This window comes from Mesorhizobium sp. M5C.F.Cr.IN.023.01.1.1, from assembly GCF_003997585.1.
Lineage (GTDB): Bacteria > Pseudomonadota > Alphaproteobacteria > Rhizobiales > Rhizobiaceae > Mesorhizobium > Mesorhizobium wenxiniae.
Map to the genome: position 1 here is coordinate 20,706 of NZ_RZSU01000037.1, position 13,242 is coordinate 33,947.

Sequence of the window (13,242 nt, forward strand, 5' to 3'; positions counted from 1 at the left end):
CAAGCTAGGAAGCTCTCTGGCAATTGTCAATCGTGTTGACAATTGACGGAACAGTCCCTAGCGTCATGGTCAGGGAGGAACGAATGGGCAATGATGCCGTGTTCCGCGTCGACGGGCTGAGGAAGTCCTTCGGCCATATCGAGGTGCTTGGCGGCGTCTCGCTCGATTTGCATGCCGGCGAAGTAACCGTGCTGATGGGCGCCAACGGCGCCGGCAAATCCACCCTGGTCAAAATCGTCAGCGGCATCTACGAGCGCGGCGGCGGCGCGATGAGCCTCGCCGGCCACGACTTCGCACCGGAGGACTTCGCGCCAAAAACGCCGGCGGAGGCGATCCGCGCCGGCGTCGTCACCGTTCATCAAAACATCAATGACGGTGTCGTCGCCGACCTCGACGTCGCCACCAATTTGACGCTCGACAGGCTGAGCGGCAGCGGCGCGCCGACCCTGTTCAATCCGGGCCGGGTGCGTCGCGAGGCAAAAGCGGTTGCCGACCGCATGGGGCTGGCCATCGACCTGAAGGCCCGGATCAGCGATCTCTCGCTGGCCGACCGCCAGATGGTGGCGATTGCCCGCGCCATGGCGCATCAGCCGAAGGTCCTGATCCTCGATGAGCCGACCTCCTCTTTGTCCAGCGCCGAAGCCGACCGGCTGTTCGCGCTGGTCGACAGGCTACGCGAGCAGGGCGTCGCGATCCTATACATCTCGCACCGCATGTCCGACATCAGGCGGCTTGCCGACCGGATCGTCTCGATGCGAGACGGCGTCATCTCAGGTGTTTTCGACCGCAAGCCGCTCGATTATGAAGGCGCCGTCAACGCCATGCTTGGCCGCAAGATCCACCTCGACCGGATCGTCGCCAGGAATTCGGCCAAGCCTGTCCTGACGATCGACGGGTTGCGCATTGCAGAAGGCTCCATGCCGATCTCGCTGACGCTCGGCGACGGCGAAGTCGTTGCCATCACCGGCCTCGTCGGCGTCGGCAAGACCGCGCTCGCGGAGACGCTGTTTGGCGTCCGCAAGCCGCTCACCGGGACCATGACGTTGAACGGAAAACCCTATGCTCCGGGTTCGACAGGCGAGGCGATCGCCGCCGGCGTGTTTCTCGTCGCCAAGGACCGGAGCGAAAACGGGATCGTCGGCGACTTCAACATCCAGGAAAATATCAGCCTGCCGTTCCACCGGCGGATGTCGCGTATGGGCGTTCTCAAGCGCCGCATCGAGCGCGCCACCGCCCGCCAGCAGATTCGGGAACTGGGCATCGTCTGCCGCTCGGAGAAGGACGAAATGTCAGCCCTTTCCGGCGGCAACCAGCAGAAGGTGATGGTCGCCCGCTGGATCTCGCAGGCGGCAAAGCTGTTCATTCTGGACGAGCCGTTTCAGGGCGTCGACATTTCGGCCAGGCGCGACATCGCCGCCAAGCTGCGGGCGAGCGCGAACGGCCGTGCGACGCTGCTGTTCGTCACTGAACTCGACGAGGCGCTGGAGACCGCCGACCGCATCCTGGTGATGTCGGAGCAGACAATCGTTGGCGAACACCGCAACGCCGACATCGACCTCGAGCGCTTGTTGGCCGAAGTGGCGGGCAGGCCGTTGCACAGCGCAGCGTGAGGGCGGGCAGATAATGGGACGTGGAATGGAGAGGGCATGGGTTCGGGTTTGGTAAGGATGGCAGCGCGCGACCATGCCATCCGCTATGGCTTCATCGTTCTGCTGTTCGGGTTGATTGCATATTTCGCCATCGCCGCCGATGGCTTCGTCTCGCCGCAGAGCGCCGTCTTCATCTTCCAGTCGGTCGCCATCACCGGCGTGCTGGCGCTCGGCGTCACCGCCACCCTCGTCGTCGGCGGCTTCGACCTGTCGATCGGCTCCGTCGCCACCAGCGCCATGATGGCAGCCGCCTATGTCATGGTGGTGCTGGAGCAGAACGCCGTCGTCGCGGTTGTCGCCTGTCTCTTGATCGGTGCCGTTGTCGGCCTCATCAATGGCTGGCTGATCGTCTATATGCGCGTACCGGACCTTCTGGCGACGCTCGGCATGATGTTCCTGCTCGTCGGCCTGCAGCGCATTCCGACCGAGGGCCGCTCGATCGCCACCGGCATGACGATGCCCGATGGCGCGGTCGCCAATGGCACGTTCGGCGCTGGTTTCCTGGCGCTTGGCCGCCACCGCTTCGATTTCTTCATCCCCAACCTCATCCCGGTTTCGGTAGTCGTCTTGCTCGTGCTTGCGGTGCTGATCTGGTTTTTTCTCGAATACACCCGTTTCGGACGCATGATGTATGCGGTCGGCAGCAACGAACGGGCTGCCGAACTGGCCGGCGCGCCTGTCAAGGCATACAAAATCTGGGCCTACGTTATTTCAGGGGTTTTTGCCTCGATCGGCGGCATTTTGCTCGCTGCCCGGCTTGGACGCGGCGACATCGCCTCAGGTAATAATCTCCTGCTCGACGCTGTCGCCGCGGCGCTCATCGGCTATGCGGTCCTCGGGGCCGCCAAGCCGAACGCCTTCGGCACGGCCGTCGGTGCGGTGTTTGTCGGCGTGCTGCTGCAGGGCCTGACGATGATGAACGCGCCCTACTACACGCAGGATTTCATCAAGGGCGGGGTTCTTGTGGTTGCCCTAGTCTTCACCTTCGCCCTTTCCGGCAGGGGCAAAAGGTAGGGTTCGGCAGATAGGATTTCGACCGGCTGAAATTTGAGTTCAACAAGTGGAGGAGACAACATGAAGATCACGAGAAGACTTTTGGGGAAGGCAGCACTCGGGCTTGCCGGCGCCGCGCTGCTGATGCAGGTCCCGGCGATGGCGCAGGACCGGCCGGCGCCGTTCGACAAGCCCGGCGCCGTCAAGATCGCGCTGGTCCGCTATCTCTCGACCGGTGACTTCTTCCAGGCCTATCTGTCCGGTGTCGAAGCACAGGTCAAGGCGCTCGGCGTCGATCTACGCGTCCTCGACAGCCGCCAGGACGCCGCCCTTCAGGCGGATATGGTCGACCAGGCCATTGCGCTTGGCGTCCAGGGTATCATCATCCAGCACGGCTTGACGGAATCGATGAAGGAAGCCGCCCAGCGCGCGGTCGACGCCGGCATCAAGGTCGTAGCGTTCGACGTCAACGTCGAAAACCCCAAGATCCCGCAGATCGAACAGTCCGACCGCGACCTCGCACGCCTCGCGCTCGAACAGGCGATCAAGGACAATGGCGAGAGCTGGAAGGCCGGCTATGTATATGTCGCCGGCATCGCGCCGCTCGACCGCCGCAACGAGACCTGGGTTGACTTCAAGAAGAAATATGCGGGGATCAACGAGGCGGCGATGTTCGGCACGCTCGACAATCCGATCGCCAATTCCGTCGCCAACCAGGCCCGCTCGGTGTTGTCGGCCAACCCCGACATCAAGGTGATGTTCGCGCCCTATGATGAATTCGCCAAGGGCGTGAAGATCGCCGTCGACGAGGCGGGGTTCAACAAGGACATCAAGATCTATTCGGCCGATATATCGACCTCCGACATCGCCGCGATGCGCGAGCCCGACAGCGCCTGGGCGGCAACCGCCGCCACCAATCCGGCCGTCGTCGGCCAGGTTTCGGTGCGCGCGCTGGCGCAGCTTTTGGCCGGCGAAGACCCCGGCCACAACGTCATCGTGCCGCCGACGCTGATCACCCAAAAGGATCTGATCGACAAGGACATCAAGAACATGGAAGACCTTTCGGCCAAGCTGCCGCAGTTCGCCCATGCCGATGTCGCGATGCCGGCCTGGATGCCGAACCCGAACGCCAAGTAGCTTTTTATCGCAGGCAAAAGGAAAGAGCGGCTTGCGGGCCGCTCTTTTGCGTCTGGACTGTTCTTGAGCCTACCGCAGCGCCGCAGCGATGTTGCCGCCGTCGACCGTCGTGACACTGGCGGTGGTCCGCTCGGCCAGCGCCTGATGCAGGAAAGCCTGGGCCACGTCTTCGGCCGTCCCTTCCTGACCAAGCAGATTGCCCGCCATATATTCCTTTTCCGACACGCCGCGCGCGCCCGAACGGCTGGCGATCATGGCGTCGGTAAGCAATCCGGAACGGATGCGATCGGCGTTGACGGCATTCGAGCGGATGCCATGGGCGCCATAGTCGAGGGCATACTGCCTGGACAGGAACAGCGTCGCCGCCTTCGGGATGCCATAGGCGCCGAACTTCGGACCCGGATTGATCGCCTGCTTGGAGGTGTTGAAAAGGAGCACGCCGCCGGTGCCCTGTTCGAGCATGATCCGCACCGCGTTCTGCGCCGCCGACTGGTGGGCGAAGAAATTCAGCTCGAAGCTCTTGCGCAAAGTGGCGTCGTCGAGTTCGCCGATCCGGCCTTCCCAGGCAGCCCCCGCATTCGAGACGAGAATGTCGAGGCCGCCGAAGACGGCCACCGCCTTGTCGAATGCCGCGCGCATCTGCGTCGGATCGGTGATGTCGGCGCCGATGCCGATCGAACTGTTGCCGGCTTTCTTCGCCGCTTCCGCCGCCCTTGACGCATCGAGATCGACGACGACGGCATGGGCGCCGTTGTCGGCGAACAGCTTTGCCGTGGCGGCGCCGATTGCGCCGGCGCCGCCGGTGACCAGCACAACCTGGCCGGTCAGCGGCTTCGGCTTTTTGGAGGCGAGCTTGGCCTGTTCCAGCGACCAGTATTCGAGCGGGAACAGGTCGGCTTTGGACAGCGGGCGGAAATCGCCGACCGCTTCGGCCCCGCGCACCGCCTCGATCCACATTTCACCGACGTCGGAGGCAATCTTCGCATCCTTAAGCGTTCGGCCATGGCCGAACATGCCGAGGCCCGGCACCAGCGTCAGCCGCGGCATCTGGTCGAGCATCGTGCGCTTCACATCATCGAGCGCGTCGTTGGTTTCGAAGTAGGCGCGATAGTCCCTGGCGAATTTCTCGACATGTTGGCGGATGACGGATTTGTAGTCGCCGATCTTGTCTGCGTCGGGCGCCGGCAGCGCCATCGGCCCGGTCTTGATGCGGATCGAAAGGTCGGGCGTCGATACGCCGCGCCCGGCATAATCGGCAATCCTGGCCGAATTGATGAAATCGACGATCGCCTCCGAGGTGCGGAAATCGCTGATCATGCGGTCGAAGCGGCCTTCGCCGCGCGCTACTGCCACTGAGCCGCGCAGCATCGGCGCAATGTCCGCAGGCTTGGCCAGCTTGGCCGGCAAGGCGGCTTTTTCGGCAAGCGGCTTGCCGTGGCTGGCGATGAACTCCTCGGCGGCGTTCACATAGTGGATCATCCGGTCGTAGGCCTGTTTGGCATCATCGCCGAACGTGAAAATGCCATGCTTGTCGAGGATCAGGCCTTCGACCGCCGGGTCGGCGTCGAAGACATCGGCAGCCGCCTTCGCCAGGTCGAAGCCCGGCATGATGTAAGGCACGAACCCCATCTTGCTGCCGAAGACTTTCTTGCTCAGGGCCTCGCTATCATCCTGGTCGACGATGGCCAGAACGGCGGTCGAGTGCGTATGGTCGACGAATTTATGCGGCAGGAAGGCGTGTAGCAGCGTCTCGACCGAGGGGTTCGGCGAAGACGGGTCGATGAGGTTCACTCGCTGCAGGGCGACCATATCCTCGTCGGAGAGTTTCTTGAGCGACCGCGCCTTGAGCAGGGGGCCGAGCTTGACCGCCGGCAGGCCCTGCGGCTCGATGACGCCCATGTCCCAGCCGCTGCCCTTGACGCAGAGTACGTCCCATTCGTCGCCGACGAGGTCGGTGGCCCTTGTCTTGCAGGATGTGTTGCCGCCGCCATGCAGGACAAGCCGCGGTTCGCCGCCCAGTAGCCTTGTCGTATAGACGCGCAGCGCCAGGTCGCGGGCGACACCCTTTGTTGCATAGTCGGCAACCAGCTTCTCCGCGTCGCCGTCATTCCACAGGTTCTTCATGTTCGCTTCGTCCGATTTGCTCTCGTTGTGAAACAGGAATGCCGCGACGCCTTGATGACAATTAGTCCGCGGCTGGAATTGTGTTCTCTAGGCGACCTTTTCCGCCGCCGGTCCGGCATGATCGAGCAGCCGTCGCGCCATCCGGGCGCCGACCACCAGATGCGTGCACAGCCCACCTACGATCGCCGCCACCAGCGGTTCGAATTTGCTGTCCTCCTGCACCACCACGAGGCGCTTTTCAATTTTGCGCAGCGATGACAGCTCCGCCGAAATGATCCGCCGGTTGTAGCTGCAGTCGAGCGCTTTGCCTTGCGCGTCGATGATCTGCCCGGCGATGACGCCGGCAGCCCCGGCACGGCGCAGCACCTCCATTTCGCTCGCAGTCAGCGCGCCGCATTTGACAACATGGCTGTCGGCGTCGACGGTGCCGACCGAGTAAAGCGCCAGGTTGCACGCACTGATGCCCGACAACTGCTCGCGGATCACCGGCTCGGCGCGCAGGCCGCGTGCCAGTTCCTCTGTCGTCAGCACCAGCGGTGCGTAGAAATTGAGCCCCTTGGCGTTGAGCCGGCGTGCGATTTCCATGGTGCATTGGTCGGGCCGGTAGGAATAGGGGGCTCCCAGATTGCCGCAGAGCTGCACCACCGTGACATCCTGCAGATCGGCATAGGACATGATGTCGGCGATCGTATAGATGGTCCTTCCCCACGCGACGCCGATGCGGTCGCCCTTCTTGATCAGTTCGAGAAAGACGCTGGCGGCCAGCACCGCGATGTCGGTCGACGGATCGGCGACATGGCCGTTTTCCGGCGCGATCCAGACGGCATCGAGCTTCAATGCGTCTTCGAGCTTGCGCGCCATGACATCGTCGGTGAAAAGCTGGGTCGAGGTCGAGATGTTGACGATGCCGGTCTCGCGCGCCTTGCGCAGATACATGGCGACCGAGGCTCGGGAAATCTTGAGCTGGCTGGCCACCTGGTCCTGACGCAGGCCATGGGCATAGTAGAGCCAGGCGGCCTTGTGGATAAGCTGTTCTGCCGGTCGGATCGCCATGCCATCTCCTAGTTGACATTATTCATGGCTCTCGACAAAAGTCAAACCGAGCAAGGGTAAACGATGCCCTTTCGCTCGCTGAATCTAGAACTTCATTGTGCCAAATGCGCTCTATCGTGGCATCGTTGATGGTGACGCGTCGGAGGCCTGTGGTTAGAAGGTTCGAGAAAGATATTGGGGAGGACGGGATGGGCAATCCCTACGAACAGGATCTCGACAGGAATCCAGCCAACCACCAGCCGCTGACGCCGCTCAGTTATCTGGAGCGGGCGGCAAAGACCTTTCCCGACCATGTCGCCGTCATCCATGGTCGCCAGCGCACGACCTATCGTGATTTCTGGCGGCGGTCGCTGAAGCTTGCCTCGGCGCTGCAGAGGCGCGGCGTCGGCAAGGGCGACACCGTCACCGTGATGCTGTCCAACACGCCGCCGATGTTGGAAGCGCATTTCGGCGTGCCGATGACCAAGGCGGTGCTGCATTCGCTCAACACCCGCCTTGACGCCGCGGTCATCGCCTTCCAGCTCGACCATGCCGAAACCAAGGTGCTTGTCGTCGATCGCGAATTCGCAAATGTCGTCAGCGAGGCGCTGGCGCTGGCTAAGGTAAAACCGCTGGTCATCGACTACGACGATCCCGAATACGCCGCCGACGCCCCTTACCCCAAGGGCGAGCGGATCGGCACGCTCGACTACGAGAACTTCGTCGCGGGCGGCGACGAGGATTTCGCCTGGTCTATGCCCGACGACGAATGGGACGCGATCTCGCTCAACTACACGTCCGGCACCACAGGCAATCCGAAGGGCGTCGTCTATCACCATCGCGGTGCGGCACTGATGGCCTACGCCAACACCATCCATGCCGGCATGGGCAAGCACGCGGTCTACCTGTGGACGCTGCCGATGTTCCACTGCAATGGCTGGTGCTTTCCGTGGACGCTGGCCGTACAGGCCGGCACCCATGTCTGCCTGCGCTGGGTGCGGCCGAAGCCGATCTACGACGCCATCGCCGATCACGGCGTCACTCATCTGTGCGGCGCGCCGGTCGTCATGTCGGTGCTGATCAATGCCAGGGACGAGGACAAGCGGCAATTTCCGCAGACGGTCACCTTCAGCACGGCCGCAGCACCGCCGCCGGAAGCGGTGCTGTCGGGCATGGCCGATGCGGGCTTTGCGGTCATCCACCTCTATGGCCTGACCGAGACCTATGGCCCGGCCGTCGTCAACGATTGGCATGGTGAATGGGATGGGCTGGAGAAGGGTCTCAGGGCGGCGACGAAGGCCAGGCAAGGCGTGCGCTATGCTGCGCTCGAGGATCTGACGGTGATGGACCCCGAGACGATGGAGGAGACGCCGGCTGACGGCGAGACGATCGGCGAGGTCATGTTCCGCGGCAACATCGTCATGAAGGGCTATCTGAAGAACCGCAAGGCGAGCGACGAGGCCTTCGCCGGCGGCTGGTTCCACTCGGGCGACCTCGGCGTCAGGCATCCCGACGGCTACATCCAGCTCAAGGACCGCTCCAAGGACATCATCATTTCCGGCGGCGAGAACATCTCATCGATCGAGGTCGAGGAGGCGCTTTACAAGCATCCCGCCGTCGCCTCCTGCGGCGTCGTCGCCAGGCCCGATGACAAATGGGGCGAGGTGCCGGTCGCCTATGTCGAGCTGAAGCCGGGCAGGGCGGCGACCGAAGCCGAGATCATCGATCACTGCCGCGTGCTGCTCGCCCGATTCAAGGTGCCGAAAGCGGTGATCTTCGCCGAAATCCCGAAGACCTCGACCGGCAAGATCCAGAAGTTCAGGCTGAGGGAGATGGCGAAGGGGTAGGCAGGTCAGGACCATAATCCGTGTCAGATCATTGTTGGCCCAGCTAAGCCAACATGAACGGAGCAAAATAGATCCCTCAGTGTCGGATCGAGTGCCTCCCGATCGTCCTCGATACAGAACCAAGCCGACGGAAGAAGATCTAGCAGGAGGAGCATTCCGATGGAGAACACCGCGGTCAGCAAAGCGGGGCGAATTCTCGCTCTGATCGGGGTCATACTGCCGCTTCTCATGATCGGCGGGATGAAGTTCACGGCTGTTGAGATCGAGGCGTTGAGGCCGCTGATCGGCGGCACGCCTTGGCTCGCCTGGATGTATCCGGTATTCGGTGAAGCTGGTGCCTCTTATGTGCTTGGCGTCGTCGAGATCGCGACCGCGCTTCTGCTGATTGCCTCTCCCTGGTCGACGCGCGCCGGTGTGGCCGGTGGGGCATTGGCCGCGCTGATTTTCCTGGTCACCTGTTCGATCATGGTTGCCCTGCCGATCTGGGAGCCTGCGCTCGGCTTTCCCGCGCTCGGTCCCGCCGGTCAGTTCCTGATCAAGGACATTGCGCTGCTCGGCATCGCGCTTGTCATACTGGGCGAAAGCCTGAACAGACTAAACAGATCGGCTACCTAAGCGGATCCAAGTCGAAGGCGAGTGGCAGAATCACGTCATCAGCGCAAATGGCGGGCTACTGCGAATTTGTGGGACGGGCACAGGTTCGCCGCGGCCACCGGACTACACATTCGACTAGATCGAAAACGCTCCGCTCGCCACCACGATGCCGCGTCCGGAAACGCTCACTGAGCCGGCATCTACACCTACCTCAATGATGCTGGTACGTCCGAGAGTAGTGCCTTGCTCGACCTTGATTACGCCGGGCTGTGCAAGACCGTGTGCAACGAGATGTGCGGCGAGCGGACCAGCCGCCGTTCCGGTTGCCGGATCTTCGGAAATGCCGACGGTCGGGTTGAAAAAGCGTGCATACGCTGTGGTTCCGGGCTGCAGCGGATCGAGTGAGAAGACGTAGCAGCCTTCCCCGCCGACCTCGTTGAGCAGGTCGAAAAGTTGTTTGGCATCAGGCGAAATCCGGTCGACGGCTTGGCGATCGCGGATTGGCACCAGGAGATGGGCAGCCCCAGTCGAGACCACCTGGCAAGGCACAACGTCCGCCGCTATTTCTTCAGCATTAAGGCCGAGTGCCGTGGCAAGAGCGCCAAGGTTTGAGAGCTGCCGGCCGGCCACTGGGGCTTCTTGCCGCATAATGATCTTTTCGAGTTTCCCCTGGCTTTGCCAGATGGCCAATGGATACACCAAGTCGCCGATCTGTTGATGAAACCGTGTAGGGCCATCGCCCAGCTCGAGCCGCCCCGCTGCAGCGAGCCACCACCAAGCCCCTAGCGTGTTGTGTCCGCCTGCACCGAAAACCTCTACGCCTTTCGGCGTGAAAGAGCGCAATTTCCAATCGGCGTCCGGCCGGGTCGCCGGCAGGACAAAGGTGGTCTCGGACTGGTTGAACTCACGTGCAATGTTCTGCATGAGCTCGAGCGCCAACTCGCCACCGCCGTCCACAACCGCAAGCGAATTGCCCGTCAGCGGCGCCACCGCGAAGACATCGACGAAATGAAATGGAATTGTTCTGCTCATGGTTTCCTCCGGTGACCGCGGCCGTTTGCGTTGCTCGGCTGAATGTTTGGAAGGTCGCCAATGTCCCGCATTGCAGAACAATCTCTAATGCATGTCGCGCAAAGTGTGCAGCGGTTTTGCGATAGCGACATGCACAAAACAACAACCTAAAGCGCGTCGCGTGAGGCCGGTCAAATGCGACGCGCTTTAGCGAAGATGCGAGAGCACGTTGAGCAACTTGCCGGTCGGGTCGGCAATGAAGAAACGTCTTACGCCCCACGGTTCGTCGATCAAATCATAGACCACTCTGCAACCGATCTCGTTTGCGCGAAGATACACCTCGTCGACATTGTCGACCTCGATCGACAGATCGGGTACGGGGGTGCCTGAGCCGCCCTCGCTGGCGATGCTGATCTGGGGGATGGTTGTTTCCCCGGATGCCAGCGTTACCAGCCACCCGTGGTCCATGACGGCATCGAGCCCGAACAAGTCGGTATAAAACTTCCGGACATCCGGAATGCTGGCGGTTGCGACATTCGAGACGATGCGCAGGACGGTCATCTGATACTCTCCTTCCGCGGCATTGGATGACAATACATTAGCCGAGCGGGCTTAGCGCGGATAGCGGGGTGCCTGTGCACGGCCCGCTGCAGGCTTCATTAACGCTGTTCACGCCCAGGTTGTGTCGACAGGTGTCACCGGTCGCCCAGACAGGTAACATCACCTGTTGACACGCGGTCCATTTCGAATTACGAGTGACGAAATTCAAAATTCGTCACTCGTAATGAGCTAATGATAAATGATGCATGACACCCTCGACACGACGGCTGACCTGGTCCGGCAGGAGAATATCGCGCGCATCCTCGATTGCGCTGAGCGACTGTTCCGCCACTACGGCTACGGCAAGACCAATGTCGCCGACATAGCGCGTGAACTCGGCATGTCGACGGCCAACATCTACCGTTTCTTCGCCTCCAAGGTTGAGATCCACCAGGCCGTTTGCGGCCGTATGCTCGCTACCTGCTACCAGTTGACCTACGACGCCTGCCATAGTCCCGGAACGGCCAGCGAAAGGCTTCGCCGCTACGTGCAAACGCATTATCAGTGGACCCGTGACACCATGCTCGACCAGGAGAAGGTGCACGAAATGGTGGTCGTTGCCATCGAACGCGATTGGCACGTCATCGAGAGGCATATCGACAGGATCCGCGGCTTGGTGGCGGAGGTGATCAGCGAGGGAATCGCAACCGGCGAGTTTGCCGACCAGGACCCGGAAGTCGCTTCGCGGTGTTTCGCCGCCGCTATCATCACCCTCTGTCACCCGCAAATGGTCGCCCAGTGCCTTGCCAAGAAGAATCGGGCGATGCCGGACGAGCTTATCGAGTTTGCCATCAGGGCTTTGAAGAATTGACCGGCGGCGTCCGCAGGGCGTCGACAATCCATCTCCAGTTCGGGAGTACCGCAAGTGCCTTTGTCCAAATCCATCATGAACAGGCTGCCGGCTATTGGACCGGCTCTGGTCGTCGTCGCGGCGCTTGGGCTCGCCGGTTGCTCGCAAGAAAAAGTGGAAGTCAAGGACATCGTCCGGCCGGTCAAGGTGGTCGAGATCGCCAAGGCGAACGATACCCGTGAGCTCTCCTACTCCGGATCGGTGCGCGCACGCACCGAGATGAATCTCGGGTTCCGTATCAACGGCAAGATCACCGAGCGCCTGGTCGACATCGGTCAGCGCGTGAAGCCGGGCGACGTTCTGGCCCGCATCGATCCGGCCGACTACGACCTTTCGGTCAAGAGTGCCGAGGCCAGCCTCGAGGCCGCCGAGCGGCAGGTCGAGACAACGGGCCTTGCCCGCCGTCGTGCCGAACAGCTGTTTGCCAAGACCTTCGCGTCGAAATCGCAGCTCGAACAGGCGACGCTCAGCTACGATCAGGCGGTCGCCACCCGGAATTCCGCGCGCTCATCGCTTGACCAGGCGAAGAACCAGGTCCTCTACACCGACCTCAAGGCGGACAGGAACGGTATCGTCACATCAGTCACCGCCGATGTCGGTCAGGTGGTCGGCTCCGGCACGCCGGTTGTGACCGTTGCCGTCGATGGCGAAAAGGAAGTGCTGATCGCCGTTCCGGAAATGGATATCGCCCAGTTCAAGCCGGGCAAGAACGTCAAGGCAAGCTTCTGGTCCGACGATGCGCTGACGCTCGACGGCAAGGTCCGTGAAGTCGCCGGCAGCGCCGATCAGCAATCGCGTACCTTTGCCGTTCGCGTCAGCCTGCCCAACGATCCGCGCGTGCTTCTCGGCATGACCGCGAACATCGAGGCTTCGGCGGCCAACAACAGCCCGCAGAGCGTATCGATCCCGTTAAGCGCGCTGGCGCAAAAGGAAGGCCAGCAGATCGTCTGGACCGTGGACCGCAACGGCGAGACCGTCCATGCGCGTCCGATCAAGGTAGCCGAATTCACCGCCGACGGCGTGCATGTTGCCGAAGGATTGAACCCCGGCGACGTCGTCGTTGCGGCGGGCACGCAATTCATGACCGAGAATCTGAAGGTCAAGCTGACCGGCGATGCGGTGCAGCAGTCCGCATCGGCGGACGACGATGGCGACGCCGCCAAGCGCGTGCGCTGACGGCCAAGAATAAAACGGCTTTTCCTCGCATCGGCGCAAGCCGTGAGGTCAAGCGGTTCATGGTTTCCGGGCGGCAGGTGCCCGATTGTCGAGACGTCAGGTCGATGTAACCCCCCACATCGATCCCCGCGTCCCACCGCGATGAGTGTCTCTCCGCTCGGAAAGCCTCGCCGCCCGGAAGCCAGCGTTAGAAGCTCCGTGGGCATGCCATGTGCGTGCGCTGACGATC

General features: G+C 62.2%; 11 protein-coding genes. 7 read left to right on the forward strand and 4 right to left on the reverse strand.

The genetic code is table 11. The features are described 5' to 3' along the window. Positions 1-83: 83 nt before the first annotated feature. The 3 genes from EOA78_RS16690 to EOA78_RS16700 are packed head-to-tail and all read left to right on the forward strand — an operon-like array spanning position 84 to position 3,779. Positions 84-1,610, forward strand: a complete 1,527-nt coding sequence (locus EOA78_RS16690; RefSeq protein WP_127316074.1) for a sugar ABC transporter ATP-binding protein — start codon at positions 84-86, stop codon at positions 1,608-1,610. A gap of 57 nt (positions 1,611-1,667) precedes the next feature. Next, positions 1,668-2,663, forward strand: a complete 996-nt coding sequence (locus EOA78_RS16695) for an ABC transporter permease (RefSeq protein ID WP_127316101.1) — start codon at positions 1,668-1,670, stop codon at positions 2,661-2,663. Between the two features lie 60 nt (positions 2,664-2,723). Further along, positions 2,724-3,779 (forward strand): substrate-binding domain-containing protein, encoded by a 1,056-nt coding sequence (locus EOA78_RS16700; RefSeq protein ID WP_127316075.1) that lies wholly within the window; start codon positions 2,724-2,726, stop codon positions 3,777-3,779. A 69-nt stretch (positions 3,780-3,848) separates the two neighbouring features. Here EOA78_RS16700 and EOA78_RS16705 read toward each other — a convergent pair whose 3' ends face one another. Beyond that, positions 3,849-5,903 (reverse strand): bifunctional aldolase/short-chain dehydrogenase, encoded by a 2,055-nt coding sequence (locus tag EOA78_RS16705; RefSeq protein ID WP_127316076.1) that lies wholly within the window; start codon positions 5,901-5,903, stop codon positions 3,849-3,851. A gap of 87 nt (positions 5,904-5,990) precedes the next feature. Further along, on the reverse strand, positions 5,991-6,956 hold the full coding sequence (locus EOA78_RS16710; RefSeq protein WP_127316077.1) for a sugar-binding transcriptional regulator: 966 nt from the start codon (positions 6,954-6,956) through the stop codon (positions 5,991-5,993). A gap of 188 nt (positions 6,957-7,144) precedes the next feature. On the opposite strand from EOA78_RS16710, the gene EOA78_RS16715 reads away from it, so the two are divergent. Then, on the forward strand, positions 7,145-8,782 hold the full coding sequence (locus EOA78_RS16715; protein WP_127316078.1) for an acyl-CoA synthetase: 1,638 nt from the start codon (positions 7,145-7,147) through the stop codon (positions 8,780-8,782). A 159-nt stretch (positions 8,783-8,941) separates the two neighbouring features. Continuing rightward, complete coding sequence (locus tag EOA78_RS16720; protein WP_127316079.1) at positions 8,942-9,397, forward strand: DUF417 family protein; 456 nt, start codon at positions 8,942-8,944, stop codon at positions 9,395-9,397. A gap of 114 nt (positions 9,398-9,511) precedes the next feature. Here the strand turns inward: EOA78_RS16720 and EOA78_RS16725 are convergent, their stop codons facing one another. Continuing rightward, positions 9,512-10,408 carry a PhzF family phenazine biosynthesis protein gene (locus tag EOA78_RS16725; protein WP_127316080.1) on the reverse strand — a complete coding sequence of 299 codons (897 nt, stop codon included), beginning with the start codon at positions 10,406-10,408 and terminating at the stop codon, positions 9,512-9,514. A gap of 186 nt (positions 10,409-10,594) precedes the next feature. Further along, the gene (locus EOA78_RS16730; RefSeq protein ID WP_127316081.1) at positions 10,595-10,948 is read right to left on the reverse strand and encodes a VOC family protein; all 354 of its coding nucleotides are present in this window, start codon (positions 10,946-10,948) and stop codon (positions 10,595-10,597) included. 241 nt (positions 10,949-11,189) lie between these two features. Here EOA78_RS16730 and EOA78_RS16735 point away from each other — a divergent pair, with 241 nt between their 5' ends. Both EOA78_RS16735 and EOA78_RS16740 read left to right on the forward strand, forming a co-directional pair. Continuing rightward, positions 11,190-11,798: a TetR family transcriptional regulator gene (locus EOA78_RS16735; protein WP_127316102.1), complete on the forward strand. Its 609-nt coding sequence runs from the start codon at positions 11,190-11,192 to the stop codon at positions 11,796-11,798. A 54-nt stretch (positions 11,799-11,852) separates the two neighbouring features. Next, positions 11,853-13,013: an efflux RND transporter periplasmic adaptor subunit gene (locus EOA78_RS16740; RefSeq protein WP_164783790.1), complete on the forward strand. Its 1,161-nt coding sequence runs from the start codon at positions 11,853-11,855 to the stop codon at positions 13,011-13,013. Positions 13,014-13,242 lie beyond the last annotated feature (229 nt).